The organism is Streptomyces sp. NPDC047049, from assembly GCF_040643995.1.
GTDB lineage: Bacteria > Actinomycetota > Actinomycetes > Streptomycetales > Streptomycetaceae > Streptomyces > Streptomyces mooreae.
This window is the reverse complement of sequence record NZ_JBEYVM010000028.1, coordinates 19,511-46,448: the sequence shown is the minus strand read 5'-3', so window position 1 is coordinate 46,448 and position 26,938 is coordinate 19,511. Positions and strand designations below refer to the sequence as shown.

Sequence of the window (26,938 nt, the reverse complement as noted above, 5' to 3'; positions counted from 1 at the left end):
GCGATGTTCCGCCGCGCATTCTGGTTCACCACCGGCGCCGCCGCCGGCGTCTGGGCCACCAACAAGGTCCACCGCAAGCTGCGCAAGCTGCAGCCCGACAGCCTCGCCGCACAGGCCGCGGACAGGGCCGTCGAGACCGGACACCGGCTGCGCCAATTTGCATTGGACGTACGGGCCGGAATGGCGGACCGTGAAGAGCAGCTGCACGAGGCCCTGGGCCTCGGCGGGACGGACGAGGTGCGCGAGCTGCCCGCGCCGCGCCGTGCGGTGCTCGAACCGCAGTACCGCACCACGAGAACAACCGGACAAACCGGTCTGACCGGACCGACTGGAAAAGAGGACCACTGATGGAGTCGGCTGAAATCCGCCGCCGCTGGCTGCGCTTCTTCGAGGAGCGCGGGCACACCGTCGTGCCGTCGGCGTCGCTCATCGCGGACGACCCGACGCTGCTGCTCGTCAACGCGGGCATGGTCCCCTTCAAGCCGTACTTCCTCGGCGAGGTCAAGCCGCCCGCCCCGCGCGCCACCAGCGTCCAGAAGTGCGTCCGTACGCCGGACATCGAAGAGGTCGGCAAGACCACCCGGCACGGCACGTTCTTCCAGATGTGCGGCAACTTCTCCTTCGGTGACTACTTCAAGGAAGGCGCCATCAAGTACGCCTGGGAGCTGCTGACCGGCTCCCAGGCCGACGGTGGCTACGGCCTCGACCCGGAGAAGCTCTGGATCACCGTCTACCTGGAGGACGACGAGGCCGAGCGCATCTGGCACGAGGTCATCGGCGTGCCCAAGGAGCGCATCCAGCGGCTGGGCAAGAAGGAGAACTACTGGTCCATGGGCGTCCCGGGCCCCTGCGGCCCGTGCTCCGAGATCAACTACGACCGCGGCCCCGAGTTCGGCGTCGAGGGCGGTCCGGCCGTCAACGACGAGCGGTACGTGGAGATCTGGAACCTGGTCTTCATGCAGTACGAGCGGGGTGCGGGCACCGGCAAGGAGGACTTCGAGATCCTCGGCGAGCTGCCCAGCAAGAACATCGACACCGGCCTCGGCCTCGAACGCCTGGCGATGATCCTGCAGGACGTCCCGAACATGTACGAGACGGACACCCTCCGTGTCGTCATCGACAAGGCCACCGAGCTCTCGGGCGTGCGCTACGGCGCCGCGGACGACACCGATGTCTCGCTGCGCGTCGTCGCCGACCACATCCGTACGTCCACGATGCTCATCGGCGACGGCGTCACCCCCGGCAACGAGGGCCGTGGCTACGTCCTGCGCCGCATCATGCGCCGCGCCATCCGCAACATGCGCCTGCTCGGCGCCAGTGGGCTGGTCATCGGCGAGCTGCTGGACGTGGTCATCAAGACCATGGGCCAGCAGTACCCGGAGCTGCTGGAGGACCGCCGCCGCATCGAGACGGTCGCCCTCGCCGAGGAGGCCGCCTTCGTCAAGACGCTCAAGGCCGGCACCAACATCCTCGACACCGCCGTCACCGACACCAAGTCCGCCGGCGGCACGGTCCTGCCCGGCGAGAAGGCCTTCCTGCTCCACGACACCTGGGGCTTCCCGATCGACCTCACCCTCGAAATGGCCGCCGAACAGGGCCTTTCGGTGGACGAGTCGGGCTTCCGCCGCCTGATGACCGAGCAGCGGGAGCGCGCCAAGGCCGACGCCCAGGCCAAGAAGAGCGGCCACGCCGACCTGTCGGCCTACCGCGAGGTCGCCGACAAGTCCGGCGCCACGGAATTCACCGGCTACAGCGCCACCGAGGGCGAGTCCACCGTCGTCGGCCTGCTGGTGGGCGGCGTCCCGGCGCCCGCTGCCCATGAGGGCGACGACGTCGAGGTCGTTCTGGACCGCACCCCCTTCTACGCCGAGGGCGGCGGCCAGCTCGCCGACACCGGCCGGATCAAGCTGGACTCCGGCGCCGTCGTCGAGGTCCGCGACGTCCAGCAGCCGGTGCCCGGCGTCACGGTCCACAAGGGCGTCGTCCAGGTCGGCGAGGTGGTGCTCGGCTCGGCCGGGTACGCCGCCATCGACGTCACCCGCCGGCGTGCCATCGCCCGCGCCCACAGCGCCACCCACCTCACCCACCAGGCGCTGCGCGACGCCCTCGGCCCGACGGCCGCCCAGGCCGGTTCGGAGAACTCCCCGGGCCGCTTCCGCTTCGACTTCGGCTCGCCGGCAGCCGTGCCCGGCACCGTCCTCACGGATGTCGAGCAGAAGATCAACGACGTGCTCGCCCGTGAGCTCGACGTCCATGCCGAGGTCATGAGCATGGACGACGCCAAGAAGCAGGGCGCCATCGCCGAATTCGGCGAGAAGTACGGCGACCGCGTCCGGGTGGTCACCATCGGTGACTTCTCCAAGGAGCTGTGCGGCGGCACCCACGTCCACAACACCGCTCAGCTGGGCCTGGTGAAGCTGCTCGGCGAGTCCTCCATCGGCTCCGGCGTACGCCGTGTCGAGGCGCTGGTCGGCGTGGACGCCTACAAGTTCCTCGCGCGTGAGCACACCGTCGTCTCCCAGCTCACCGAGCTGGTCAAGGGACGCCCGGAGGAGCTGCCCGAGAAGATCTCCGGTGTCCTGGCCAAGCTGAAGGACGCCGAGAAGGAGATCGAGAAGTTCCGCGCCGAAAAGGTGCTGCAGGCCGCCGCCGGGCTGGCCGAGGGCGCCAAGGACGTCCGCGGTGTGGCGCTGGCCGCCGGTCAGGTCCCGGACGGCACCTCCGCCGACGACCTGCGCAAGCTCGTACTCGATGTGCGCGGGCGCATCCAGGGCGGCCGGGCCGCGGTGGTGGCGCTCTTCACCGTCGCCAATGGCCGCCCGGTGACGGTCATCGCCACCAACGAGGCCGCCCGCGAGCGCGGCATCAAGGCCGGTGACCTGGTGCGCACGGCTGCCAAGACGCTCGGTGGCGGTGGCGGCGGCAAGCCGGACGTCGCCCAGGGCGGCGGGCAGAACGCCGCCGCGGTGCCCGAGGCCATCGAGGCCGTCGAGCGCCTCGTCGCCGGGGCGGCCTGACGCGCGTGAGTGAGATGCGACGCGGACGGCGCATCGCCGTGGATGTCGGGGACGCCCGTATCGGGGTCGCCTCGTGCGACCCCGACGGGGTCCTCGCCACCCCCGTCGAGACCGTCCCGGGGCGTGACGTCCCGTCAGCGCACCGGCGGCTCAAGGCGATCGTCGAGGAGTACGAACCCCTCGAAGTCGTGGTCGGCCTGCCCCGCTCCCTCAGTGGGGGAGAGGGGCCGGCCGCGGCCAAGGTCCGGGGCTTCGCCCAGGAGATGGCCCGGAACATCGCACCCGTAGGGGTCCGGCTGGTCGACGAGCGGATGTCGACGGTCACGGCCACCCAGGGGCTGCGGGCCTCGGGTGTGCGCAGCAAGAAGGGCCGCTCGGTGGTCGACCAGGCCGCCGCGGTGGTGATCCTGCAGAGCGCCCTGGAGGCCGAACGTGTCTCCGGGGAACCTCCGGGCGAGAGCGTCGAAGTGGTCATCTGATCGCGGTACGGTAACGTTCCGCGCGATGTGCGGCGTTCGAACAGCCGCGCGTGCAAGTAGAGGCGGGTCGGATTCAGCAAGCGCGCTGCCGGTCCGGAGCACACCGCCTCTCGGCTCTAGGGGATCGATGACCGAGTATGGCCGGGGCTACGGCTCCGAACCGTGGCATCCGGAGGACCCGCTCTACGGTGAGCAGGGTGCCTCCAGAGGCCAGGCGCAGCAGCCCCAGTGGGACGGACAGCAGGCCGCCCGGTATCCCCAGCAACACGCCGACCCGTACGCCGGGCAGCAGTACAACGGCGGCTGGGACGGTACGCAGGGCGGGCAGCTGTCGTACGACCCGTACGACCCCTACGGGCAGCAGCAGCCGCCGGTCGACCCGTACAGCGGGACGAGCCCCGACTACTACGCCACCCCTGACGCCTATCCGCCGCCACAGCCGCAGCATCTGCAGCAGCAGGCGCAACAGCAGCAGATGCAGCAGCAGTACCAGCAGGCGCCGCATCCGCAGCAGGTGAGCCCGCAGTATCCGCAGCAGGCGGAGCCGCAGCCGCACTACGACGACGGCGACGGCCCCGGTGACGACTGGCGGGCCGAGCCGGAGCCCCGTGAGCCGGAGCCGGAGCATGCGTTCTTCGCCGGCGGCGGGGACGACGACCACGACGACGACCCGCGCGAGACCCGCCGGGGCGACCGCGAGCGCCGCGGCAAGAAGAACGGCGACAAGAAGAACAAGCGGCGCAGTGGCACCGCCTGCCTGGTCGTCGCGCTGGTCTTCGCTGGAGCCGTGGGCGCGGTCGGCTACTTCGGCTATGACTTCTTCATGGCCCACTTCGGTTCGGCCCCCGATTACGAGGGGGAAGGGTCCGGCGAGGTCCAGGTCGACATTCCGGACGGTTCGACGCTCTCGGAAATGGGCCAGATCCTCCAGCGCGAGGGCGTCATCAAGAGCCCCGGAGCCTTCACCGAAGCGGCCGGTGAGAACCAGAAGGCGAACAGCATGCAGCCGGGGACGTACACGCTGCGCAAGCAGATGTCGGGCGCCGCGGCCATCGACCTGATGCTGGATCCCAAGAGCCGTAACGGCCTCACGATCCGTGAAGGTCTGCGGGCCGGCGACGTCTACAAACTCATCGACAAAAAGCTGCACCTCAAGGCGGGTACGACCAAGGGCGTGGCGAAGAGCGACGTCAAGAGCCTCGGGCTGCCGTCGTGGGCCAACGACTCGCCGAAGATAAAGGACCCGCTGGAGGGATTCCTCTACCCGTCGACCTACAGCGTCGGCGGAAAGGCGAAGCCGGCCGCGGTCCTCAAGCAGATGGTGGCGCGGGCGAACCAGGTCTACACGCGGTACGACCTGGAAGGGAAGGCCCGCACGCTCAAGCTCGACTCGCCCATGCAGCTGCTGACCGTCGCCAGCCTCACGCAGGCCGAAGGCAAGTACAAGCATGACTTCGTCAAGGTCGCGCGCGTCGTCTACAACCGGCTCAAGCCGGACAACACCGAGACGTACGGCCTGCTGGACTTCGACTCGACGGTGAATTACGCGAAATCCCAGAGCACGCTGGACACGGGCTCCGTCGACAACCTGCGCAATTTCAACGATCCCTACAACACCTACAAGTTCAAGGGACTGCCGCCGGGCCCGATCGGCAACCCGGGTGAAGTGGCGCTCAAGTCGGCCATCGCCCCCGCAAAGGGCAACTGGTACTACTTCGTCTCGATCAACCCGGAAAAGACGCTGTTCGCCGAGACGAACGAAGAGCATGAGCGAAACCGGCGCATCTACGAAAAGGAACAAGAGAAGAACAAGCAATGAGCGCCACACGTCGAGCCGCGGTTCTCGGCTCCCCGATCGCCCACTCCCTCTCGCCGGTGCTGCACCGCGCCGCCTACCGGGAACTGGGGCTGAGCGACTGGACCTACGACCGTCACGAGGTCGACGAAGCGGCGCTGCCCGCCTTCATGGAGCGCCTGGACACCACCTGGGCGGGTCTCTCGCTGACCATGCCGCTCAAGCGGGCGGTGATCCCGCTGCTCGACGAGATCAGCCCCACGGCGGCCTCGGTCGAGGCGGTGAACACCGTCGTCCTCGCCGCCGACGGGCGCCGCCTGGGCGACAACACCGACATCCCCGGCATGCTCGCCGCGCTGCGCGAACGCGGGGTGCGGCAGGTCGAGCGGGCGTCGGTGCTGGGCGCGGGCGCCACCGCCTCCTCGGCGCTCGCCGCGCTCTCCCGTCTCTGCACCGGTGAGGTCACCGCCTACGTCCGCAGCCGGGCGCGCGCCGACGAGATGCGCGGCTGGGGCGAGCGGCTGGGCGTCACGGTCCGCACCGCCGCCTGGGAGGACGCCCCAGCGGCCTTCGAGGCGCCGCTGACCATCGCGACCACCCCGGCGGGCACCACCGACGCGCTCGCCGCCGCCGTCCCCGACCGGCCCGGCACGCTCTTCGACGTCCTCTACGAGCCCTGGCCGACGACACTGGCCACCGCCTGGGCCGCCCGCGGCGGCGCCGTGGTGGGCGGCCTCGACCTGCTGGTCCACCAGGCCGTACTGCAGGTGGAGCAGATGACGGGGCGGTCCCCGGCGCCCCTGGCCGCGATGCGCAAGGCCGGGGAGGCGGCACTCGCCTCCCGCTGACCCGCCCGCTCCGGCCCGCTCCGGTTCCCCGCTGCCCGCGTGCGCCCGGTCCGCCCCCTGGACTGGGCGCCGCCCCTCGCGCGCGACGTGGGAGGATCGGGGGGAAGACCGTACGCGGATGAGCAGTACATGAGGAGCACCGTTGAGCAGGTTGCGCTGGCTGACGGCGGGGGAGTCGCACGGCCCCGCACTCGTGGCGACGCTGGAAGGCCTCCCGGCCGGAGTCCCGATCACCACGGAGCTGGTGGCGGACGCCCTGGCCCGGCGCCGGCTCGGCTACGGCCGCGGTGCCCGGATGAAGTTCGAGCAGGACGAGGTCACGTTCCTGGGCGGGGTGCGGCACGGACTGTCACTGGGCTCGCCGGTGGCCGTGATGGTCGGCAACACCGAGTGGCCCAAGTGGGAGCAGGTGATGGCGGCCGACCCGGTGAACCCGGAGGAGCTGGCCGCACTCGCCCGCAACGCGCCGCTGACCCGTCCCCGCCCCGGCCATGCCGACCTCGCCGGTATGCAGAAGTACGGCTTCGACGAGGCCCGCCCGATCCTGGAGCGCGCCTCCGCCCGCGAGACCGCCGCCCGGGTCGCCCTGGGCGCGGTGGCCCGCTCCTTCCTCAAGGAGACGGCCGGTATCGAGATCGTCTCGCACGTCGTCGAGCTGGCCGCGGCCAAGGCCCCGTACGGGGTGTACCCGAAGCCCTCCGACGTCGAGCGGCTGGATGCCGACCCGGTGCGCTGCCTGGACGCGGACGCGAGCAAGGCGATGGTCGCCGAGATCGACCAGGCCCACAAGGACGGCGACACCCTCGGCGGTGTGGTCGAGGTGCTGGCGTACGGCGTGCCGGTCGGCCTGGGCTCCCACGTCCACTGGGACCGGCGCCTGGACGCCCGCCTGGCCGCCGCCCTCATGGGCATCCAGGCGATCAAGGGCGTCGAGGTCGGCGACGGCTTCGACCTGGCCCGGGTGCCCGGCTCGAAGGCCCACGACGAAATCGTCTCGACCGACGACGGCATCAAGCGCAGCTCGGGCCGCTCCGGCGGCACCGAGGGCGGGCTGACCACCGGCGAGCTGCTGCGGGTGCGGGCCGCGATGAAGCCGATCGCGACGGTGCCGAAGGCGCTGGCGACCGTCGACGTGAGCACCGGCGAGGCGGCCAAGGCGCACCACCAGCGCTCGGACGTCTGCGCCGTGCCGGCCGCGGGCATCGTCGCCGAGGCGATGGTGGCCCTGGTCCTGGCGGACGCGGTGGTGGAGAAGTTCGGCGGCGACAGCGTGCCGGAGACCCGCCGCAACGTGCAGACCTACCTCGACCACCTGGCGATCCGATGACGTCGCCGGTCGTCGTGCTGATCGGCCCGCCCGGGGCCGGCAAGTCGACGGTGGGCGCGCTGCTGGCCGAGCGGCTGGACGTCGGCTACCGGGACACCGACGCCGACATCGTCGCCACGGCCGGCCGCCCGATCGCCGAGATCTTCATCGACGAGGGCGAGCCGTACTTCCGCGAGCTGGAGCGGACGGCGGTGCGCGAGGCGCTGGAGGGCCACCCCGGGGTGCTCTCGCTCGGCGGCGGCGCGATCCTGGACGACGGCACCCGCGCGCTGCTCACCGGGCTGCCGGTGGTCTTCCTGGACGTGCAACTCGCCGACGCCGTCAAGCGGGTGGGCCTGGACGCGCCCCGCCCGCTGCTGGCCGTCAACCCCCGCAAGCAGTGGCGCGAGCTGATGGAGCACCGCCGCCCGCTGTACACCGAGGTCGCGCGCGCCGTGATCGAAACGGGGGAGCGCACCCCCGAGCAGGTCGCCGAGGCGATCCTGGACGCTTTGGAGCTACGGTCGGCCGCGGGGAGCCCGCGGGCCGCCCACAGGGAGGAACAGGCATGACGGAGCAGGCCACCCGTATCCAGGTCGGCGGCACGGCGGGCACCGACCCGTACGAGGTGCTTGTCGGGCGGCAGCTGCTCGGCGAGCTCGCGGGCCTGATCGGCGACAGCGCGAAGCGTGTGGCGGTGCTGCACCCGGAGGCGCTGGCCGCCACCGGCGAGGCGCTGCGCGAGGACCTGGCCTCCCAGGGCTACGAGGCGATCGCCATCCAGCTGCCGAACGCCGAGGAGTCCAAGACCGCCGAGGTCGCGGCGTACTGCTGGAAGGCGCTGGGCCAGTCCGGCTTCACCCGCAGCGATGTGATCGTCGGGGTCGGCGGTGGCGCCACCACCGACCTGGCCGGCTTCGTCGCCGCGACCTGGCTGCGCGGGGTCCGCTGGATCGCGGTGCCCACCACCGTGCTCGGCATGGTGGATGCGGCGGTCGGCGGCAAGACCGGCATCAACACCGCCGAGGGCAAGAACCTCGTCGGCGCCTTCCACCCCCCGGCCGGGGTGCTCTGCGACCTGGCCGCGCTCGACTCGCTGCCGGTCAACGACTACGTCTCCGGTCTGGCCGAGGTCATCAAGGCCGGCTTCATCGCCGACCCGGCGATCCTCGAACTGATCGAGTCGGACCCGGAGGCCGCCAAGCGCCCGGACGGTGCGCACACCGCCGAGCTGATCGAGCGGGCGATCCGGGTCAAGGCCGAGGTCGTCTCCGCGGACCTCAAGGAGTCCGGCCTGCGCGAAATCCTCAACTACGGCCACACCCTCGCGCACGCCATCGAGAAGAACGAGCGCTACAACTGGCGGCACGGCGCCGCCGTCTCCGTCGGCATGGTCTTCGCCGCCGAACTCGGCCGGATCGCCGGCCGCCTGGACGACGCCACCGCCGACCGGCACCGCTCCGTGCTGGAGTCCGTCGGGCTGCCGCTGACCTACCGCGGCGACCAGTGGCCCAAGCTGCTGGAGACGATGAAGGTCGACAAGAAGTCCCGCGGCGACCGGCTGCGCTTCATCGTCCTGGACGGCCTCGCCAAGCCGACCGTCCTGGAGGGCCCGGACCCGGCCATGCTGCTCGCCGCACACGCGGAGATCGCGGCATGAGCGGCACGACGAGCCGGCGGGTGCTCGTCCTCAACGGGCCCAACCTCGGCCGGCTGGGCTCCCGTGAGCCCGAGGTATACGGCGCCACCTCCTACGCCGGTCTGGTCCAGGAGTGCGCCCGGCTCGGCAAGGAGCTGGGCTTCGAGGCCGAGGTCCGGGAGACCAACGACGAGGGGGAGATGATCCGCTGGCTGCACGAGGCCGCCGACGGCTCGCTCCCGGTCGTCATCAACCCGGGTGCCTTCACGCACTACTCGTACGCCCTGCGGGACGCGGCCGCCCAGCGCACCGCCCCGCTGATCGAGGTGCACATCTCGAACCCGTACGCGCGCGAGGAGTTCCGCCACCACTCGGTCATCGCGGCCGTCGCCAGCGGCACGGTCGCCGGCTTCGGCATCGGCTCCTACCGTCTCGCGCTCCGCGCGCTGGCCGAGGAACTGAACGGCTGACGCCCCCTGGACGCCCTCTGGAGGGCACCTTCCCCCGCCCCCGGCCGTTCCCGCACCGAGCGCCGGGGGCAGCGGAAGCTCCCACCGCGTCCGGGAGGGTACCGTTCGCTGCAACACCCACCCACGCCGACGGCCGTGGGGCACAACGGCCCCTCCGGGCGGCCGGGTTGGTTACCGTCAGGCACACCGGGCAGCCGAGCCCCGGCGCCTGGGCGCACCCCACCCGGCATGAGCCGGAGGAGCACCGCACCACCTCGACCGCACGAGTCGACCGCACGAGACGGAGAGCCACCGGATGCACTACGCAGTGGGGGCTCCGCTGCCACCGCCCCACGGGCAGGCATCACCCGGCGCCGCCATGAACTGGACGCCCCACCCGGGACAGCACACCCCGCCCGCCCCGCCGTCGGCCCCGGCCGCCCCGCCTGCGCCCGCGCAGCAGCCCGCCTCCGGCCAGGGCGGGCACGGGCCCGCGCACGGGCAGGCCCCGACCGTGCCGCACGGCACGGACATCACCGGCCATGTGCAGCTGCCCCCGGGCGCCCCGGTGCCGCTGCCCAGCCCGCCCACCGACACCACGGCGCCGGACGCCGCGCATGCGGCCGTCGCGGTGCTGCTCATCGGCCCGGCGGGGGCCGGCAAGACCAGCGTGGCGCGCCACTGGGCCGACACCCGGCGGGTGCCGACCGCGCACATCAGCCTCGACGACGTCCGCGAATGGGTCCGGTCCGGCTTCGCCGACCCGCAGGCCGGCTGGAACGACCACTCCGAGGCCCAGTACCGCCTCGCCCGCCGCACCTGCGGCTTCGCGGCCCGCAACTTCCTTGCCAACGGCATCTCCTGCATCCTCGACGACGCCGTCTTCCCCGACCGGCCGGTCATCGGTCTGGGCGGCTGGAAGCGCCATGTAGGACCCGGCCTGCTGCCGATCGTGCTGCTGCCCGGCCTGGAGATCGTCCTGGAGCGCAACGCCCGGCGCAGCGGCAACCGCCGGCTCTCCGACGAAGAGGTGGCGAGGATCCACGGACGGATGGCCGGCTGGTACGGCTCCGGCCTGCCGATCATCGACAACTCCCAGCACGACGTCGCCACGACGGTGCGGGTGCTGGACGACGTCGTCGCCCGCAGCATCGCCAGCCCGCCGAACTGGTAGCGGCCACGGCCGCCCGGTCCCCCGGGCGGCCCCGCTCGACCGGCCGCCCCGGGGGAGCCGCCGTAGGCTCGTGATATGTCCGAGTTGTACGCGGCCCGACGCACGCGGCTGCGTGATCGCGTAGCCGCGACCGGAAGTGCCGCCGCACTGATCTCGCGCCCCGCGAACGTCCGCTACCTCACCGGCTGCGCGCCGCCCGGCGCCGCGCTGCTGCTGGGCCCGGCCGACGAGGTGCTGCTGTGCGGCAGGCCGCTGAGCGGTGATCCCGCCGAGGGCCGGCCGACCGATGACGTACGGGTGTCGGTGCTGCCGACCCGTGGCGGCGACCCGGTGGTGGCCGGCGCCGACCTCGCCGCGACGGCCGGCGCGGACACCCTGGCCGTCGAGGAGCACCACCTCACCGTCACCCGGCACCGCGCCCTCTCCCAGGTCGCGCCCCGGCTGCGGCTGACCGACCTGGCCTGCGCGGTCGAGGGACAGCGGCTGGTGAAGGACGACGACGAGATCGCCTGTCTGCGGATCGCCGCCGAGATCGCCGACCAGGCCCTGGGGGAGCTCCTGGAATCGATCCTGGTCGGCCGCACCGAGCGGCATCTGGCACTGGAGCTGGAACGCCGGCTGGTGGACCACGGCGCGGACGGCCCGGCCTTCCCCACCTCCGTCGCGACCGGCCCGAACGCCGGCCGACCCGGGCATCTGCCCACCGACCGGCGGGTCGAGGAGGGCGACTTCCTCAGTGTCTGCCTGGGCGCCAATTACCGCGGCTACCGCTGCGAGATCGGCCGGACCTTCGTCATCGGCACCACGCCCTCGGACTGGCAGATCGAACTGTACGATCTCGTTTTCGCAGCCCAGCGTGCCGGGCGCGAGGCGCTTGCGCCGGGTGTGGAGTGCCGCGAGGTGGACCGGGTGACCCGCCATGTACTGGACGCCGCGGGCTACGGGGAGCGGCTGGGAGCATGGACCGGGCACGGCGTGGGGCTCGAAATCGACGAGGACCCTCAATTGTCGCCTGCCGCCATGGGTAAACTGGACGCTTGCGTGCCGGTCACCGTCGAGCCGGGGGTTCACATCCCGGGCCGCGGGGGTGTCCGGATCGACGACACACTCGTCGTCCGCCCCGAGGCGGACGGCGGGCCCGAGCTACTCACGATCACGACCAAGGAGCTGCTCGCACTCTGAGCCGTAGGGGTTCGGCGTGCGGTGCTCCGGGGTCCCACCACCTGCAGTCCAGGAGATTCCGCAACCGTGGCATCCACGAACGACCTCAAGAACGGCATGGTGCTCAAGCTCGAAGGCGGCCAGCTCTGGTCCGTCGTCGAGTTCCAGCACGTCAAGCCCGGCAAGGGCCCGGCCTTTGTCCGCACCAAGCTCAAGAACGTGCTGTCCGGCAAGGTGGTGGACAAGACCTTCAATGCCGGCGTGAAGGTCGAGACGGCCACCGTCGACAAGCGCGGGATGCAGTTCTCGTACATGGACGGCGACTACTTCGTCTTCATGGACATGGACACCTACGACCAGCTGCACGTCGACCGCAAGGCCGTCGGCGACGCCGCGAACTACCTCATCGAGGGCTTCGAGGCGGTCGTGGCGCAGCACGAGGGCGAGGTGCTGTACGTCGAGCTGCCCGCCGCGGTCGAGCTGACCATCAAGCACACCGAGCCCGGTGTGCAGGGCGACCGCTCCACCGGCGGCTCCAAGCCCGCCGAGCTGGAGACCGGCTACTCCATCCAGGTGCCGCTCTTCATCACCACCGGTGAGAAGATCAAGGTCGACACCCGCACGGGCGACTACCTCGGCCGGGTGAACAGCTAACCGTGGCTGCCCGCACCAAGGCCCGTAAGCGCGCCTTCCAGATACTCTTCGAGGCCGACCAGCGCGGTGCCGATGTGCAGTCCGTGCTCGCGGACTGGATGCGGCACGCCCGGACCGACCCCCGGCAGCCGCCGGTGAACGAATACACCCTGCAGTTGGTCGAGGGGTACGCGGACCATGTCGCCCGGATCGACGAACTGATCTCCACCTACGCGGTCGACTGGGACCTGGACCGGATGCCGGCGGCCGACCGCAGCATCGTGCGGCTCGGTGCCTATGAACTGCTCTGGGTGGACGACACGCCGGACGCGGTGGCGATCGACGAAGCCGTACAGCTCGCCAGGGAGTTCTCCACGGACGACTCCCCGGCCTTCGTCAACGGCCTCCTCGGCCGGTTCAAGGAGCTGAAGCCGAGCCTGCGGCGCGAGGCGCAGTAGGCGGTCGGCAGAGCGTGTGAACGGGCCCGGAGCGAAGGGCAGTGCTCCGGGCCCTTCGCATGCCCGCAGAACGGCGTACGGGGGCTCTCCTGGCGCTGTGCGCGCCCCCGGTGTGCGCCGCCCGTGCGCCGGGATACAGAAACCGCCGCCCCGGAAACCCGGAGCGGCGGCACGTTTCTGCAGGTGGAGCGGTGGATCAGAGCTCGTCGTGCTGCACGGCACGGCGCGCTTCCGCGTCCAGCACGCCCCAGCTGATCAGCTGCTCGGTCAGCACCGAGGGCGACTGGTCGTAGATGACCGCGAGGGTGCGCAGGTCGTCCTGGCGGATCGAGAGGACCTTGCCGTTGTAGTCACCGCGCTGGCTCTGGATGGTGGCGGCGTAGCGCTGCAGCGGGCCGGCCTTCTCCTGCGGGACATGGGCCAGGCGCTCCAGGTCGAGCACCAGCTTCGGCGGCGGCTCGGCCGCCCCGCCCGGTGTCGTCCCCGGCAGCAGTTCCTGCACCGGAACGCCGTAGAAGTCCGCCAGCTCGGCGAGGCGCTGCACGGTCACGGCACGGTCGCCGCGCTCGTACGAACCCACCACCACGGCCTTCCAGCGGCCCTGGGACTTCTCCTCGACGCCGTGGAGAGAGAGGCCCTGCTGGGTGCGGATGGCGCGGAGCTTGGCCCCGAGCTGTTTGGCGTATTCGCTGGACATAAAACTCCCCAGACGGCTGTATCGACATGCGGCTCCGCCGCGGGCTGGTAACTCACTGTGAGGTTACGCAGCGTAATCTGACTTCGTCAAGCGGAACGGGGCAGACCCTCACCCGTCAGGGGTGCGGACCGCTCCTGTGAGGGGCCCTGATAGCCTGGGCTGCGTAATTCCGACGTCCTTTAAGGTCCGTCCCGTGAGGCGGAGAAGGAGGTCCGTTTCATATGGACGCAAGCAGTTCCGACACGACGGATCGGCTCCCCGCGCGCCCGGTGCTCGAAGGCCCGGACATCGCGCGGATGCTCACCCGCATCGCCCACGAGATCGTCGAGCGCGCCAAGGGCGCGGACGATGTGGTGCTCCTGGGGATCCCCACCCGCGGCGTCTTCCTCGCCCGGCGCCTGGCCGCCAAGCTCGAAGAGATCACCGGCCGCACGGTCCCGGTCGGCTCGCTCGACATCACCATGTACCGCGACGACCTGCGCCTGGGCCCGGCCCGCACGCTCGCCCGCACGGACATCCCCGCCGACGGCATCGAGGGACGCGTCGTCCTGCTCGTCGACGACGTGCTCTTCTCCGGACGCACCATCCGTGCCGCGCTGGACGCGCTGGGCGACATCGGACGGCCGCGCGCCGTGCAGCTGGCGGTCCTCGTCGACCGCGGCCACCGCGAACTGCCGATCCGTGCCGACTACGTAGGCAAGAACCTCCCCACGTCGCTGCGGGAGACGGTCAAGGTCCAGCTCACCGAGGAGGACGGCCGGGACGCCGTGCTGCTCGGCGTGAAGCACCCCGCCCCGGCCGGCGAGCGATAGCGCACCGCGCACGGACCCGGTGACCCCGGGTCCGCAGGCATGCCCGCTCGACGGATATTCCCGTACACCTCCTTCACTCACGGAGAAAACCGGATGAAGCGTCACCTCATCTCGGCCGCCGATCTCACGCGCGACGACGCCGTCCTGATCCTCGACACCGCCGAGGAGATGGCCCGGGTCGCCGACCGGCCGATCAAAAAGCTCCCCACCCTGCGCGGACGCACGGTCTGCAACCTCTTCTTCGAGGACTCGACCCGGACCCGGATCTCCTTCGAGGCCGCCGAGAAGCGGCTCTCCGCGGACGTGATCAACTTCGCGGCGAAGGGATCCAGCGTCTCCAAGGGCGAATCCCTCAAGGACACCGCCCAGACCCTGGAGGCGATGGGCGTGGACGCCGTCGTCATCCGGCACAGCGCCTCCGGCGCCCCCTACCGGCTCGCCACCTCCGGCTGGATCGACGCCCCGGTCATCAACGCCGGTGACGGCACCCACCAGCACCCCACCCAGGCCCTGCTCGACGCCTTCACCATGCGCCGCCGGCTCATCGGGCCGGACGCCGGGATCGGCCAGGACCTCGCCGGCCGGCAGATCACCCTGGTCGGCGACGTCCTGCACAGCCGGGTCGCGCGTTCCAACGTCGACCTGCTGCACACCCTGGGCGCCGAGGTCACCCTCGTCGCGCCGCCCACCCTGGTGCCGGTCGGGGTGGAGAACTGGCCGTGCGAGGTCTCCTACGACCTCGACGCGGTGCTGCCCAAGTCCGACGCCGTGATGATGCTGCGGGTGCAGCGCGAGCGGATGAACGCCGCCTTCTTCCCGACCGAGCGGGAGTACTCGCGCCGCTACGGCCTGGACGGTGAGCGGATGGCGCGGATGCCCGGGCACGCGCTGGTGATGCACCCCGGCCCGATGGTCCGCGGCATGGAGATCACCGCCGAGGTCGCCGACTCCGACCGCTGCACGGTCGTCGAGCAGGTGACCAACGGCGTCTCCATCCGGATGGCCGTCCTGTACCTGCTCCTGGGCGGCAACGAGCCGGCCCTCACCCACCCCCGTACCGAGGAGAAGTAAGAACCATGAGCAAGATCCTGATCCGCGGTGCCAGGGTGCTGGGCGGGGAGCCCCAGGACGTCCTGATCGACGGGGAGTTCATCGAGGCCGTCGGCACCGGGCTGAGCGCCGAGGGCGCCGAGGTCGTCGAGGCCGACGGCAAGGTCCTGCTGCCCGGGCTCGTCGACCTGCACACCCACCTGCGCGAGCCCGGCCGCGAGGACTCCGAGACGGTGCTCACCGGCACCCGCGCCGCCGCCTCGGGCGGCTACACCGCCGTGTTCGCCATGGCCAACACCTTCCCGGTCGCCGACACCGCCGGCGTCGTCGAGCAGGTCTACCGGCTCGGCAAGGAGCACGGCTACTGCGACGTGCAGCCCATCGGCGCGGTGACCGTCGGCCTGGAGGGCAAGAAGCTCGCCGAGCTGGGCGCCATGCACGAGTCCGCGGCCGGCGTCACGGTCTTCTCCGACGACGGCAAGTGCGTCCACGACGCCGTGATCATGCGCCGGGCGCTGGAGTACGTGAAGGCCTTCGGCGGCGTCGTCGCCCAGCACGCCCAGGAGCCGCGGCTGACCGAGGGCGCCCAGATGAACGAGGGCGTGGTCTCCGCCGAGCTGGGGCTGGGCGGCTGGCCGGCCGTCGCCGAGGAGTCGATCATCGCCCGCGACGTGCTGCTCGCCGAGCACGTCGGCTCGCGGGTGCACATCTGCCACCTGTCGACCGCCGGGTCCGTGGAGATCGTGCGCTGGGCCAAGTCCCGCGGCATCGACGTCACCGCCGAGGTCACCCCGCACCACCTGCTGCTGACCGACGAGATGGTGCGCAGCTACAACCCCGTCTACAAGGTCAACCCGCCGCTGCGCACCGAGCGCGACGTGCTGGCCCTGCGCGAGGCGCTGGCCGACGGCACGATCGACATCGTCGCCACCGACCACGCCCCGCACCCGCACGAGGACAAGGACTGCGAGTGGGCCGCCGCCGCCATGGGCATGGTGGGCCTGGAGACCGCGCTCTCCGTCGTCCAGCGGACGATGGTCGACACCGGCCTGCTGACGTGGGCGGACGTCGCGGACCGGATGTCCTTCGCGCCGGCCAGGATCGGCCGCGCGGCCGGCCACGGCCGTCCCGTCTCGGCTGGTGAGCCTGCCAACCTCGTGCTGCTCGACTCCGCTTACCGTGGAGAGGTGGACCCCGCGGGCTTCGCCTCCCGCAGCCGCAACACCCCCTACGAGGGCCGTGAGCTGCCGGGGCGCGTCACCCACACCTTCCTGCGGGGCCGGGCAACGCTCGTCGACGGGAAGCTGGCGTGACACCTCCACTGAGTACCTTGGCCGCGGCGCAGCACTCCGCTCCGGTCACCGACTGGGCCGCACGGATCGGCTGGGTCGCCGGTCTGCTGGTCTTCGTCGTCTTCGTCTACTGGCTGATGCGCCAGGGCTGGAAGTGGCGCGGCACGCTCCAGGGCGACCTGCCCGAGCTGCCGTCCGCGCCCGAGGACCCCGGAGCCCCGCTCCTGACCCTGTCGGGCCGCTACCACGGCTCCACCACCGCGGGCCAGTGGCTCGACCGGATCGTGGCGCGCGGCCTGGGCACCCGCAGCCGCGCCGAGCTGACCCTCACCGACCGGGGACTGGACGTCGTACGGCCGGGCGCGGCGGACTTCTTCGTGCCGGCCTCCGCACTGCGCGGCGCCCGCCTCGACAAGGGCATCGCCGGCAAGGTCCTGACCGAGGGCGGCCTGCTGATCGTCACCTGGGAGCACGGCGGCCGGCAGCTCGACTCCGGCTTCCGCGCCGACACGGCGGACGTCCACCCGGCCTGGGTCGAGGCCGTCAACCGGCTGAGCACCACCGAGCACACCACCAGCACCACCGAGCACACCGAAACGGAAGGCGCACGATGACGACCTCCACCAGGGGCACCGCCCACGGCACAAGGGGGATCCCCGCCGTACTCGTCCTGGAGGACGGCCGCAGCTTCCGCGGCCGCTCCTACGGGGCCGTGGGGGAGGCCTTCGGCGAGGCGGTGTTCTCCACCGGCATGACCGGCTACCAGGAGACCCTGACCGACCCCTCGTACCACCGCCAGGTCGTCGTCATGACCGCCCCGCACATCGGCAACACCGGGGTGAACGACGAGGACCCCGAGTCGCAGCGGATCTGGGTGGCCGGCTACGTCGTCCGCGACCCCGCCCGTGTCCCGTCCAACTGGCGCTCGGTGCGCTCCCTCGACGACGAGCTGGTCGCCCAGGGCGTCGTCGGCATCAGCGGCGTCGACACCCGCGCCCTGACCCGCCACCTGCGTGAGCGCGGTGCCATGCGGGTCGGCATCTTCTCCGGCGAGGCGCTGGCCGACGAGGGCATGATGCTGGCCAAGGTGCGCCAGGCCCCCGAAATGCAGGGCGCCGACCTGTCCACGCAGGTCGCCACCAAGGAGTCCTACGTCGTCCCGGCGATCGGCACGAAGAAGTTCACCGTCGCCGCGATCGACCTGGGCATCAAGGGCATGACCCCGCACCGGATGGCCGAGCGCGGCATCGAGGTGCACGTCCTGCCCGCCACCGCCACCGTCGAGGACGTCTACGCGGTGAACCCGGACGGGGTGTTCTTCTCCAACGGCCCCGGCGACCCGGCCACCGCCGACCACCCGGTCTCCGTGATGCGGGGAGTGCTGGAGCGCAAGACGCCGCTGTTCGGCATCTGCTTCGGCAACCAGATCCTGGGCCGCGCGCTGGGCTTTGGCACCTACAAGCTCAAGTACGGCCACCGCGGCATCAACCAGCCGGTGCAGGACCGCACGACCGGCAAGGTCGAGGTCACCGCGCACAACCACGGATTCGCCGTCGACGCCCCGCTCGACACCGTCTCCGACACCCCCTTCGGCCGCGCCGAGGTCTCCCACGTCTGCCTCAACGACAACGTGGTGGAGGGCCTGCACCTCCTCGACCAGCCGGCCTTCAGCGTCCAGTACCACCCCGAAGCCGCCGCGGGTCCGCACGACGCCGCGTACCTCTTCGACCGCTTCGTATCCCTGATGGAGGGCCAGCGTGCCTAAGCGCACCGATATCCAGTCCGTCCTGGTCATCGGCTCCGGCCCGATCGTCATCGGCCAGGCCGCCGAGTTCGACTACTCCGGTACCCAGGCGTGCCGGGTCCTCAAGTCCGAGGGCCTGCGCGTCATCCTGGTGAACTCCAACCCGGCGACGATCATGACCGACCCGGAGATCGCCGACGCCACCTATGTCGAGCCGATCACCCCGGAATTCGTCGAGAAGATCATCGCCAAGGAGCGCCCGGACGCCCTGCTGCCCACCCTGGGCGGCCAGACGGCGCTGAACACCGCGATCTCGCTGCACGAGTCCGGCACCCTTGACAAGTACGGTGTCGAGCTGATCGGCGCCAACGTCGAGGCGATCAACAAGGGCGAGGACCGCGACCTGTTCAAGGAGGTCGTGGAGGAGGTCCGCAAGAAGATCGGCCACGGCGAGTCCGCACGCTCCTACATCTGCCACTCCATGGACGACGTCATGAAGGGCGTCGACGAGCTCGGCGGCTACCCCGTCGTCGTCCGTCCCTCCTTCACCATGGGCGGCGCCGGCTCCGGCTTCGCGCACGACGAGGAGGAGCTGCGCCGGATCGCCGGCCAGGGCCTCACGCTCTCGCCGACCACCGAGGTGCTTCTGGAGGAGTCCATCCTCGGCTGGAAGGAGTACGAGCTGGAGCTGATGCGCGACAAGAACGACAACGTCGTGGTCGTCTGCTCCATCGAGAACTTCGACCCGATGGGTGTGCACACCGGTGACTCGATCACCGTCGCCCCGGCGATGACGCTCACCGACCGCGAGTACCAGACCCTGCGGGACGTCGGCATCGCCGTCATCCGCGAGGTCGGCGTGGACACCGGCGGCTGCAACATCCAGTTCGCGGTCAACCCCGAGGACGGCCGGGTCATCGTCATCGAGATGAACCCGCGCGTCTCGCGCTCCTCGGCGCTGGCCTCCAAGGCCACCGGCTTCCCGATCGCGAAGATCGCCGCCCGGCTCGCCGTCGGCTACACCCTCGACGAGATCCCCAACGACATCACCGAGAAGACCCCGGCCTCCTTCGAGCCGACCCTCGACTATGTCGTCGTCAAGGTGCCGCGGTTCGCCTTCGAGAAGTTCCCCGCCGCCGACGCCACCCTCACCACGACCATGAAGTCGGTCGGCGAGGCCATGGCCATCGGCCGCAACTTCCCCGAGGCGCTGAACAAGGCCCTGCGCTCGCTGGAGAAGAAGGGCAGCCAGTTCGACTTCCTGGCCGAGCCGGGCGAGAAGGCCGCGCTGCTGGAGAAGGCCAGGGTCCCCACCGACGGCCGGATCAACACCGTCATGGAGGCGATCCGGGCCGGCGCCACGCCCCAGGAGGTCTTCGACGCCACGAAGATCGACCCCTGGTTCGTCGACCAGCTCTTCCTCGTCAAGGAGATCGCCGACGAGATCGCGGCCGCCGAAAAGCTCCACCCGGAGATCCTTGCGGACGCAAAGCGCTACGGCTTCTCCGACGCCCAGATCGCCGCGATCCGCGGGCTGCGCGAGGACGTCGTCCGCGAGGTCCGCCACGCCCTCGGCGTCCGCCCGGTCTACAAGACGGTCGACACCTGCGCCGCCGAATTCGCCGCGAAGACCCCGTACTTCTACTCGTCCTACGACGAGGAGACCGAGGTCGCGCCCCGCGAGAAGCCGGCCGTGATCATCCTCGGCTCCGGCCCCAATCGCATCGGCCAGGGCATCGAGTTCGACTACTCCTGCGTCCACGCCTCGTTCGCGCTCAGCGACGCCGGCTACGAGACCGTGATGGTCAACTGCAACCCGGAGACCGTCTCGACGGACTACGACACCTCCGACCGTCTGTACTTCGAGCCGCTGACGCTCGAGGACGTGCTGGAGATCGTGCACGCCGAGACCCAGGCGGGCCCGGTCGCCGGCGTCGTCGTCCAGCTCGGCGGCCAGACCCCGCTGGGCCTGGCGCAGGCGCTCAAGGACAACGGCGTGCCGATCGTCGGCACCTCGCCCGAGGCGATCGACCTCGCCGAGGAGCGCGGAGCCTTCGGCCGGGTGCTCACCGAGGCCGGACTGCCCGCGCCCAAGTACGGCACCGCCTTCTCCTTCGACGAGGCCCGGCGGATCGCCGCCGAGATCGGCTACCCGGTCATGGTCCGCCCGTCCTACGTGCTCGGCGGCCGCGGCATGGAGATCGTCTACGACGAGCCGTCGCTCGGCGAGTACCTCACCCGCCACGCCGGCCTGATCGACCGCCACCCGGTCCTCATCGACCGGTTCCTCGACGACGCCATCGAGATCGACGTCGACGCGCTCTACGACGGCCACGAGCTCTACCTCGGCGGCGTCATGGAGCACATCGAGGAGGCCGGCATCCACTCCGGCGACTCCGCCTGTGCCCTGCCCCCGATCACGCTCGGCGGCTACGACATCAAGCGGCTGCGCACCTCGACGGAGGCCATCGCCAAGGGCGTCGGCGTCCGCGGACTGATCAACATCCAGTTCGCGATGGCCGGCGACATCCTCTACGTCCTGGAGGCGAACCCCCGCGCCTCCCGTACGGTCCCCTTCACCTCGAAGGCCACCGCCGTACCGCTGGCCAAGGCCGCCGCGCGGATCTCGCTGGGCGCCACCATCGCCGAGCTGCGCGCCGAGGGCATGCTGCCCAGGACGGGCGACGGCGGCACCCTGCCGCTGGACGCGCCGATCTCGGTGAAGGAAGCCGTGATGCCCTGGTCGCGGTTCCGCGACATCCACGGCCGCGGTGTGGACACCGTCCTCGGCCCGGAGATGCGCTCCACCGGCGAGGTCATGGGCATCGACTCGGTCTTCGGCACCGCCTACGCCAAGTCGCAGTCCGGCGCCTACGGGGCCCTGCCCACCAAGGGCCGGGCGTTCGTCTCCGTCGCCAACCGCGACAAGCGCTCGATGATCTTCCCCGCCCGGGAACTGGTCGCGCACGGCTTCGAACTGCTCGCCACCTCCGGCACCGCCGAGGTGCTGCGCCGCAACGGCATCAACGCCACCGTGGTGCGCAAGCAGTCCGAGGGCGAGGGCCCGGACGGTGAGAAGACCATCGTCCAGCTCATCCACGACGGCCAGGTCGACCTGATCGTCAACACCCCCTACGGGACCGGTGGCCGGCTCGACGGCTACGACATCCGTACCGCGGCGGTGGCCCGCGCCGTGCCCTGCCTGACCACGGTCCAGGCGCTGGCGGCCGCGGTCCAGGGCATCGAGGCGATGTCCCGCGGCGACGTGGGCGTGCGTTCCCTCCAGGAACACGCCGAACATCTCACGGCGGCCCGCGAGGAGTAGCGGCCAGGAGGGGGACACCGGCGCGGTGTCCCCCTCTTCATGAGCCCTCGCACTCCTCACCCCGGAAGGCCCACCCCGACGATGTACCGCCTCTTCTTCCACCTGATCTTCAAGCGCATGGACCCCGAGCAGGCCCACCACCTGGCCTTCCGCTGGATCCAGCTGGCCGTGTGCGTCCCCGTGCTGCGCACCTTCCTGGCGGCCGCCCTCGCGCCCCGCTACCGGGAGCTGCGCACCGAGGCCCTGGGCCGCCGGATGCACGGTCCCTTCGGCCTGGCCGCCGGCTTCGACAAGAACGCCGTCGCGATCGACGGGATGACCATGCTCGGCTTCGACCATGTCGAGATCGGCACGGTCACCGCCCAGCCGCAGCCCGGCAACCCCAAGAAGCGCCTGTTCCGGCTCGTGGCGGACCGCGCGCTGATCAACCGGATGGGGTTCAACAACGACGGCTCCGCGTCCGTGGCGGCCCGTCTGGCCGCCCGCAACCCCGTCTTCCCGGCCACCGTCGGCGTCAACATCGGCAAGACCAAGGTCGTGCCGGAGGACGAAGCCGTCGCCGACTACGTCACCTCCACCGAGCGGCTTGCCCGGCACGCCGACTACCTGGTCGTCAATGTCTCCTCCCCGAACACCCCGGGGCTGCGCAACCTCCAGGCCGTCGACCATCTGCGCCCGCTGCTGACGGCCGTCCGCGAGGCCGCCGACCGTACGGTCACCGGCCGCCGGGTCCCCCTGCTGGTCAAGATCGCCCCCGACCTCGCCGACGCGGACGTGGACGCGGTCGCCGATCTGGCCGTCGAGCTGGGCCTCGACGGAATCATCGCCACCAACACCACCATCGCCCGCGAGGGCCTTGGCCTGGTCTCCGACCCGAAGCTGACCGCCGAGACCGGCGGGCTGTCCGGCGCGCCCGTCAAGGAGCGCTCCCTGGAGGTGCTGCGCCGCCTCTACGCCCGCGTCGGCGACACGGTCACCCTCATCGGGGTGGGCGGCATCGAGAACGCCGAGGACGCCTGGCAGCGCATCCTGGCCGGCGCCACCCTGGTCCAGGGCTACAGCGCCTTCATCTACCAGGGCCCGTTCTGGTGCCGCGCGATCCACAAGGGCCTCGCCGCCCGCCTGCGCAACAGCCCGTACGCCACGCTCGCCGACGCCGTCGGCGCCGAGCACAAGAAGGTGACCGCATGATCCAGGAACCCTTCGGCGCCCGCCTCCGCCGCGCCATGGACGAGCGCGGCCCCCTCTGCGTCGGCATCGACCCGCACGCCTCGCTGCTGGCCGACTGGGGCCTGAACGACGATGTCGCGGGCCTGGCGCGGTTCACCCGGACCGTCGTGGAGGCCCTGGGCGAGACGGTCGCACTCTTCAAGCCACAATCCGCGTTCTTCGAGCGCTTCGGCTCCCGCGGCCTCGCCGTCCTGGAAACCGCCGTCGAAGAGGCGCGCGAGCGCGGGGCCCTGGTGCTGATGGACGCCAAGCGCGGCGACATCGGCTCCACCATGGCCGCCTACGCCGAGACCTACCTGCGCAAGGACTCGCCGCTGTTCTCCGACGCGCTGACCGTCTCCCCGTACCTCGGGTACGGCTCGCTGCGGCCGGCCGTCGACCTGGCACGCGAGAGCGGCGCCGGGCTCTTCGTCCTCGCCCTCACCTCCAACCCGGAGGGCGCCGAGGTCCAGCGGGCGGTGCGCGAGGACGGTCGCACGCTCGCCGCGACCATGCTCGGCCACCTCGCCGCCGAGAACGCCGGTGCCGAGCCGCTGGGCTCCTTCGGCGCGGTCGTCGGCGCCACGCTCGGCGATCTCTCCTCGTTCGACCTGGCGATCAACGGCCCGCTGCTCGCCCCCGGCATCGGCGCCCAGGGCGCCACCCCCGCCGACCTCCCGAAGGTCTTCGGTGACGCCGTGCGCAACGTCGTGCCGAGCGTCAGCCGGGGGGTGCTGCGACACGGTCCGGACACCGCGGCACTGCGCGCCGCGGCCGACCGATTCGCCGGCGAAGTGCGCACCGCGCTCGATTGAGAGCCGTCCGACGGGGACTTTGGTCCCGAATTGTCCTGGTCAGCAGAGTCTGACCAGGACTTTTCGCTTGTTCTCGCTGACTCTGGCGCCCTCTGGCGCTAGTCTCCGACGAGAGCACTGCACGTAAGCGCGTTGCTCGTTGCTCCGCAGGTGCGGGGCGACTAGGTTCCACACCGGTCCGTATCCGACAGTTCGACATCCGAGGTGACGTAGGCGTGGCTCTTCCGCCCCTTACCCCTGAACAGCGCGCAGCCGCGCTCGAGAAGGCCGCCGCGGCTCGCCGGGAGCGCGCCGAGGTCAAGAATCGGCTCAAGCACTCCGGTGCTTCCCTCCATGAGGTCATCAAGCAGGGCCAGGAGAACGACGTCATCGGCAAGATGAAGGTCTCCGCGCTCCTTGAGTCCCTGCCGGGCGTCGGCAAGGTCCGCGCCAAGCAGATCATGGAACGGCTCGGGATCTCCGAGAGCCGTCGAGTCCGGGGTCTTGGCTCCAACCAGATCGCGTCGCTGGAGCGCGAGTTCGGCAGCACTGCTTCCTGAATTTTCCGGCATCACCGGGAAGCTGGAATAATCGCTGCATGAGTTCTGCAGTCTCCGGGGGGACGACCCCCGCGCCCCCGGCCAGACAACCGCGACTGACCGTGCTCTCCGGCCCCTCCGGGGTCGGCAAGAGCACGGTCGTCGCGCATATGCGCAAGGTCCACCCCGAGGTCTGGCTCTCGGTTTCGGCCACCACCCGCAAGCCGCGCCCCGGGGAGCGGCACGGTGTCCACTACTTCTTCGTCGACGACGGGGAATTCGACAAGCTCATCGCCAACGGTGAGCTGCTCGAATGGGCCGAGTTCGCGGGCAACCGGTACGGCACTCCCCGCAAGGCGGTGCTGGACCGCCTGGAGTCCGGGGAGCCGGTCCTGCTGGAGATCGACCTGCAGGGCGCCCGCCAGGTCCGCGAGTCCATGGCGGAAGCGCATCTGCTCTTCCTGGCCCCGCCGAGCTGGGACGAGCTGGTCCGCCGGCTCACCGGCCGGGGCACGGAGGCGCCGGAGGTCATCGAACGCCGGCTCGCCGCCGCCAGGATCGAACTGGCAGCGGAGAAGGAGTTCGATACGACGCTTGTCAACACCTCCGTCGAGGACGTCAGCCGTGAGCTGCTAGCCTTGATGCTGAATAGGTCCGGAGACGAGAACACCAGCGGCTGACCGCGCAGCTCCCCGGACCGTCGAAGACTTTGCGTCACACCCCCGCTTCATCCCCCTTCGGAAGGTAGAGAGTGTCCTCTTCCATCACCGCACCCGAGGGCATCATCAACCCGCCCATTGATGAGCTTCTCGAGGCCACCGACTCGAAGTACAGCCTGGTGATCTACGCCGCCAAGCGCGCGCGCCAGATCAACGCCTACTACTCGCAGCTCGGCGAGGGCCTGCTCGAGTACGTCGGCCCGCTCGTGGACACCCACGTCCACGAGAAGCCCCTGTCGATCGCGCTGCGCGAGATCAACGCGGGCCTGCTGACCTCCGAGGCCATCGAGGGCCCGGCTCAGTAAGCAGCGGCACTTTTCACCAAGGGCCCGGCGGAACTCCCCCAGCCAACGCTGGGAGGGGCCCAGCCGGGCCCTTGGTGTGTCATAGGGGCAATACGTAGGGACCGAGCCCGGGGAGCGGCGAAGCGATGGACAGGCGTGAGCGGGAGCGGCCCAGGGTCGTCCTGGGGGTGAGCGGCGGGATCGCCGCCTACAAGGCGTGTGAGCTGCTGCGGCGGCTGACCGAGTCCGGGCACGACGTACGGGTCGTGCCGACCGCCTCGGCGCTGCACTTCGTCGGGGAGGCCACCTGGTCGGCGCTGTCCGGCCACCCGGCCGGCACCGAGGTCTGGGAATCCGTCCACGACGTCCCGCACGTCCGGATCGGCCAGAGCGCCGACCTCGTCGTGGTCGCCCCCGCCACCGCCGACCTGCTCGCCAAGGCGGCCCACGGCCTGGCCGACGACCTGCTGACCAACACTCTGCTCACCGCGCGCTGTCCGGTGGTCTTCGCCCCGGCGATGCACACCGAGATGTGGGAGCACCCCGCCACACAGGAGAACGTCGCCACGCTGCGCCGCCGCGGCGCCCTCGTCATCGACCCGGCGGTCGGCCGGCTGACCGGCGTCGACACCGGCAAGGGCCGTTTCCCCGACCCGGCCGAGATCTTCGCGTTCTGCCGCCGGGTGCTGGCCCGCGGCGACCGGGCGGCGGAGCAGGATCTGGCCGGCCGCCGTGTGGTGGTCAGCGCGGGCGGCACCCGCGAGCCGCTGGACCCCGTCCGCTACCTGGGCAACCGCTCCTCCGGCCTGCAGGGCTACGCGCTCGCCCGTACGGCGGCGACCCGTGGCGCCCAGGTCACCCTGGTCGCCGGCAACACCGAGCTGCCCGATCCGGCCGGGGTGGACGTGATCCGCATCGGTACCGCCCGTCAGCTCCATGAGGCGATGCGGAAGGCGGCCGCGGACGCCGACGCGGTGATCATGGCCGCCGCCGTCGCTGATTTCCGGCCTGCCGTCTACGCCAGCGGCAAGATCAAGAAGGTGGAAGGGCAGGAGCCGGAACCGGTCACTCTGGTCCGAAATCCGGACATCCTCGCCGAACTCTCCGCCGAGCGGGCCCGCCCCGGCCAGCTCGTGGTGGGCTTCGCCGCGGAGACCGACGACGTGCTCGCCAACGGTCGCGCCAAGCTGGCCCGCAAGGGTTGTGACCTGCTGGTCGTCAATGAGGTCGGCGAGCACAAGGCCTTCGGTTCGGCGGAGAACGAGGCAGTGATCCTGGCGGCCGACGGAACCGAGACCCCGGTCCCGTACGGCCCGAAGGAAGACCTGGCCGACACGGTCTGGGACCTGGTCGCGCCCCGCCTGGCCGAGACTCGCCCCTGACGCGCCCGTACGGACCCGGGAGTCACCCCACCGGCCGTCTACACTCCGGCATGTCCCCTTGACCCGGCCCATACTCGAGGTGATCGTCCTACCGAGGGCCGTGGTGTCCCAGGTCACGGGGGGTCCATAAAT

Annotated in this window: 26 protein-coding genes; 25 read left to right on the top strand and 1 reads right to left on the bottom strand. The window is 71.0% G+C overall.

The annotated features are described in order from the left end of the window. Window positions 1-3: 3 nt before the first annotated feature. The 13 genes from ABZ851_RS35135 (at window position 4) to nusB (ending at window position 12,959) form a co-directional block, all read left to right on the top strand. The gene (locus tag ABZ851_RS35135; protein ID WP_361136455.1) at window positions 4-348 is read left to right on the top strand and encodes a DUF6167 family protein; all 345 of its coding nucleotides are present in this window, start codon (window positions 4-6) and stop codon (window positions 346-348) included. Beyond that, window positions 348-3,017 (top strand): alanine--tRNA ligase, encoded by a 2,670-nt coding sequence (gene alaS / locus ABZ851_RS35130; RefSeq protein WP_361136453.1) that lies wholly within the window; start codon window positions 348-350, stop codon window positions 3,015-3,017. The genes ABZ851_RS35135 and alaS overlap by 1 nt, the downstream gene beginning before the upstream one ends. 14 nt (window positions 3,018-3,031) lie before the next feature. Next, window positions 3,032-3,496: a Holliday junction resolvase RuvX gene (gene ruvX / locus ABZ851_RS35125; RefSeq protein WP_088796744.1), complete on the top strand. Its 465-nt coding sequence runs from the start codon at window positions 3,032-3,034 to the stop codon at window positions 3,494-3,496. Window positions 3,497-3,623: 127 nt separating this feature from the next. After that, window positions 3,624-5,315, top strand: a complete 1,692-nt coding sequence (gene mltG / locus ABZ851_RS35120; RefSeq protein ID WP_361136451.1) for an endolytic transglycosylase MltG — start codon at window positions 3,624-3,626, stop codon at window positions 5,313-5,315. Beyond that, window positions 5,312-6,139 (top strand): shikimate dehydrogenase, encoded by an 828-nt coding sequence (locus ABZ851_RS35115; RefSeq protein ID WP_361136449.1) that lies wholly within the window; start codon window positions 5,312-5,314, stop codon window positions 6,137-6,139. The genes mltG and ABZ851_RS35115 overlap by 4 nt, the downstream gene beginning before the upstream one ends. A 142-nt stretch (window positions 6,140-6,281) precedes the next feature. After that, the gene (aroC, locus tag ABZ851_RS35110) at window positions 6,282-7,466 is read left to right on the top strand and encodes a chorismate synthase (protein WP_088796741.1); all 1,185 of its coding nucleotides are present in this window, start codon (window positions 6,282-6,284) and stop codon (window positions 7,464-7,466) included. Then, the gene (locus ABZ851_RS35105; protein ID WP_336050864.1) at window positions 7,463-8,017 is read left to right on the top strand and encodes a shikimate kinase; all 555 of its coding nucleotides are present in this window, start codon (window positions 7,463-7,465) and stop codon (window positions 8,015-8,017) included. Before aroC ends, ABZ851_RS35105 begins: the two co-directional genes overlap by 4 nt. After that, window positions 8,014-9,105, top strand: coding sequence for a 3-dehydroquinate synthase (gene aroB / locus ABZ851_RS35100; protein ID WP_361136446.1), 1,092 nt, complete (start codon window positions 8,014-8,016; stop codon window positions 9,103-9,105). The genes ABZ851_RS35105 and aroB overlap by 4 nt, the downstream gene beginning before the upstream one ends. Continuing rightward, window positions 9,102-9,554 carry a type II 3-dehydroquinate dehydratase gene (gene aroQ, locus ABZ851_RS35095; protein WP_336050867.1) on the top strand — a complete coding sequence of 151 codons (453 nt, stop codon included), beginning with the start codon at window positions 9,102-9,104 and terminating at the stop codon, window positions 9,552-9,554. Before aroB ends, aroQ begins: the two co-directional genes overlap by 4 nt. Window positions 9,555-9,849: 295 nt before the next feature. After that, the gene (locus ABZ851_RS35090) at window positions 9,850-10,707 is read left to right on the top strand and encodes a Pro-rich N-terminal domain-containing protein (RefSeq protein WP_361136444.1); all 858 of its coding nucleotides are present in this window, start codon (window positions 9,850-9,852) and stop codon (window positions 10,705-10,707) included. 75 nt (window positions 10,708-10,782) lie between these two features. Further along, the gene (locus ABZ851_RS35085; RefSeq protein ID WP_361136442.1) at window positions 10,783-11,889 is read left to right on the top strand and encodes an aminopeptidase P family protein; all 1,107 of its coding nucleotides are present in this window, start codon (window positions 10,783-10,785) and stop codon (window positions 11,887-11,889) included. Between the two features lie 66 nt (window positions 11,890-11,955). After that, the gene (gene efp, locus ABZ851_RS35080) at window positions 11,956-12,522 is read left to right on the top strand and encodes an elongation factor P (protein ID WP_018087607.1); all 567 of its coding nucleotides are present in this window, start codon (window positions 11,956-11,958) and stop codon (window positions 12,520-12,522) included. 2 nt (window positions 12,523-12,524) lie between these two features. Continuing rightward, on the top strand, window positions 12,525-12,959 hold the full coding sequence (gene nusB / locus ABZ851_RS35075; protein WP_088796735.1) for a transcription antitermination factor NusB: 435 nt from the start codon (window positions 12,525-12,527) through the stop codon (window positions 12,957-12,959). Between the two features lie 196 nt (window positions 12,960-13,155). On the opposite strand, the gene bldD is transcribed toward nusB, so the two are convergent. Next, window positions 13,156-13,656 carry a transcriptional regulator BldD gene (bldD, locus tag ABZ851_RS35070; RefSeq protein ID WP_030076442.1) on the bottom strand — a complete coding sequence of 167 codons (501 nt, stop codon included), beginning with the start codon at window positions 13,654-13,656 and terminating at the stop codon, window positions 13,156-13,158. A 221-nt stretch (window positions 13,657-13,877) separates the two neighbouring features. Here bldD and pyrR point away from each other — a divergent pair, with 221 nt between their 5' ends. The 12 genes from pyrR to coaBC all read left to right on the top strand — a co-directional run bounded on the left by pyrR (window position 13,878) and on the right by coaBC (window position 26,806). Further along, window positions 13,878-14,468 (top strand): bifunctional pyr operon transcriptional regulator/uracil phosphoribosyltransferase PyrR, encoded by a 591-nt coding sequence (pyrR, locus tag ABZ851_RS35065; protein ID WP_129297368.1) that lies wholly within the window; start codon window positions 13,878-13,880, stop codon window positions 14,466-14,468. Window positions 14,469-14,561: 93 nt separating this feature from the next. Further along, a complete protein-coding gene (locus ABZ851_RS35060; protein WP_336050875.1) occupies window positions 14,562-15,539 on the top strand; it encodes an aspartate carbamoyltransferase catalytic subunit in 978 nt (325 codons plus the stop codon). A gap of 5 nt (window positions 15,540-15,544) precedes the next feature. After that, window positions 15,545-16,831 carry a dihydroorotase gene (locus tag ABZ851_RS35055; protein ID WP_361136439.1) on the top strand — a complete coding sequence of 429 codons (1,287 nt, stop codon included), beginning with the start codon at window positions 15,545-15,547 and terminating at the stop codon, window positions 16,829-16,831. Then, on the top strand, window positions 16,828-17,424 hold the full coding sequence (locus tag ABZ851_RS35050; RefSeq protein ID WP_336050877.1) for a hypothetical protein: 597 nt from the start codon (window positions 16,828-16,830) through the stop codon (window positions 17,422-17,424). The genes ABZ851_RS35055 and ABZ851_RS35050 overlap by 4 nt, the downstream gene beginning before the upstream one ends. Next, window positions 17,421-18,575, top strand: a complete 1,155-nt coding sequence (gene carA, locus ABZ851_RS35045) for a glutamine-hydrolyzing carbamoyl-phosphate synthase small subunit (RefSeq protein WP_361136437.1) — start codon at window positions 17,421-17,423, stop codon at window positions 18,573-18,575. The genes ABZ851_RS35050 and carA overlap by 4 nt, the downstream gene beginning before the upstream one ends. Then, window positions 18,568-21,879 carry a carbamoyl-phosphate synthase large subunit gene (gene carB, locus ABZ851_RS35040; RefSeq protein ID WP_361136435.1) on the top strand — a complete coding sequence of 1,104 codons (3,312 nt, stop codon included), beginning with the start codon at window positions 18,568-18,570 and terminating at the stop codon, window positions 21,877-21,879. Before carA ends, carB begins: the two co-directional genes overlap by 8 nt. 81 nt (window positions 21,880-21,960) lie before the next feature. Next, window positions 21,961-23,070, top strand: coding sequence for a quinone-dependent dihydroorotate dehydrogenase (locus ABZ851_RS35035; protein ID WP_361136486.1), 1,110 nt, complete (start codon window positions 21,961-21,963; stop codon window positions 23,068-23,070). Then, window positions 23,067-23,903 (top strand): orotidine-5'-phosphate decarboxylase, encoded by an 837-nt coding sequence (gene pyrF, locus ABZ851_RS35030; RefSeq protein WP_361136433.1) that lies wholly within the window; start codon window positions 23,067-23,069, stop codon window positions 23,901-23,903. Before ABZ851_RS35035 ends, pyrF begins: the two co-directional genes overlap by 4 nt. Window positions 23,904-24,118: 215 nt before the next feature. Continuing rightward, window positions 24,119-24,442: an integration host factor gene (locus ABZ851_RS35025; protein ID WP_006607450.1), complete on the top strand. Its 324-nt coding sequence runs from the start codon at window positions 24,119-24,121 to the stop codon at window positions 24,440-24,442. 38 nt (window positions 24,443-24,480) lie between these two features. Beyond that, window positions 24,481-25,101 carry a guanylate kinase gene (gmk, locus tag ABZ851_RS35020; protein ID WP_088796726.1) on the top strand — a complete coding sequence of 207 codons (621 nt, stop codon included), beginning with the start codon at window positions 24,481-24,483 and terminating at the stop codon, window positions 25,099-25,101. 71 nt (window positions 25,102-25,172) lie between these two features. Next, window positions 25,173-25,445, top strand: coding sequence for a DNA-directed RNA polymerase subunit omega (rpoZ, locus tag ABZ851_RS35015; protein WP_005319902.1), 273 nt, complete (start codon window positions 25,173-25,175; stop codon window positions 25,443-25,445). Between the two features lie 125 nt (window positions 25,446-25,570). Beyond that, complete coding sequence (coaBC, locus tag ABZ851_RS35010; protein ID WP_361136431.1) at window positions 25,571-26,806, top strand: bifunctional phosphopantothenoylcysteine decarboxylase/phosphopantothenate--cysteine ligase CoaBC; 1,236 nt, start codon at window positions 25,571-25,573, stop codon at window positions 26,804-26,806. Window positions 26,807-26,938 lie beyond the last annotated feature (132 nt).

Excerpts from the sequence above, each read along its gene's own strand:
- carA (WP_361136437.1), top strand. The coding sequence starts at position 17,421 with ATGACGACCTCCACCAGGGGCACCGCCCACGGCACAAGGGGGATCCCC.
- pyrR (WP_129297368.1), top strand. The coding sequence starts at position 13,878 with ATGGACGCAAGCAGTTCCGACACGACGGATCGGCTCCCCGCGCGCCCG.
- ABZ851_RS35135 (WP_361136455.1), top strand. The coding sequence starts at position 4 with ATGTTCCGCCGCGCATTCTGGTTCACCACCGGCGCCGCCGCCGGCGTC.
- ABZ851_RS35060 (WP_336050875.1), top strand. The coding sequence starts at position 14,562 with ATGAAGCGTCACCTCATCTCGGCCGCCGATCTCACGCGCGACGACGCC.
- ABZ851_RS35105 (WP_336050864.1), top strand. The coding sequence starts at position 7,463 with ATGACGTCGCCGGTCGTCGTGCTGATCGGCCCGCCCGGGGCCGGCAAG.
- ABZ851_RS35035 (WP_361136486.1), top strand. The coding sequence starts at position 21,961 with ATGTACCGCCTCTTCTTCCACCTGATCTTCAAGCGCATGGACCCCGAG.
- mltG (WP_361136451.1), top strand. The coding sequence starts at position 3,624 with ATGACCGAGTATGGCCGGGGCTACGGCTCCGAACCGTGGCATCCGGAG.
- ABZ851_RS35115 (WP_361136449.1), top strand. The coding sequence starts at position 5,312 with ATGAGCGCCACACGTCGAGCCGCGGTTCTCGGCTCCCCGATCGCCCAC.
- coaBC (WP_361136431.1), top strand. The coding sequence starts at position 25,571 with ATGGACAGGCGTGAGCGGGAGCGGCCCAGGGTCGTCCTGGGGGTGAGC.
- ruvX (WP_088796744.1), top strand. The coding sequence starts at position 3,032 with ATGCGACGCGGACGGCGCATCGCCGTGGATGTCGGGGACGCCCGTATC.
- pyrF (WP_361136433.1), top strand. The coding sequence starts at position 23,067 with ATGATCCAGGAACCCTTCGGCGCCCGCCTCCGCCGCGCCATGGACGAG.
- aroB (WP_361136446.1), top strand. The coding sequence starts at position 8,014 with ATGACGGAGCAGGCCACCCGTATCCAGGTCGGCGGCACGGCGGGCACC.
- aroQ (WP_336050867.1), top strand. The coding sequence starts at position 9,102 with ATGAGCGGCACGACGAGCCGGCGGGTGCTCGTCCTCAACGGGCCCAAC.
- gmk (WP_088796726.1), top strand. The coding sequence starts at position 24,481 with ATGAGTTCTGCAGTCTCCGGGGGGACGACCCCCGCGCCCCCGGCCAGA.
- ABZ851_RS35090 (WP_361136444.1), top strand. The coding sequence starts at position 9,850 with ATGCACTACGCAGTGGGGGCTCCGCTGCCACCGCCCCACGGGCAGGCA.
- alaS (WP_361136453.1), top strand. The coding sequence starts at position 348 with ATGGAGTCGGCTGAAATCCGCCGCCGCTGGCTGCGCTTCTTCGAGGAG.
- bldD (WP_030076442.1), bottom strand. The coding sequence starts at position 13,656 with ATGTCCAGCGAATACGCCAAACAGCTCGGGGCCAAGCTCCGCGCCATC.
- ABZ851_RS35085 (WP_361136442.1), top strand. The coding sequence starts at position 10,783 with ATGTCCGAGTTGTACGCGGCCCGACGCACGCGGCTGCGTGATCGCGTA.
- ABZ851_RS35055 (WP_361136439.1), top strand. The coding sequence starts at position 15,545 with ATGAGCAAGATCCTGATCCGCGGTGCCAGGGTGCTGGGCGGGGAGCCC.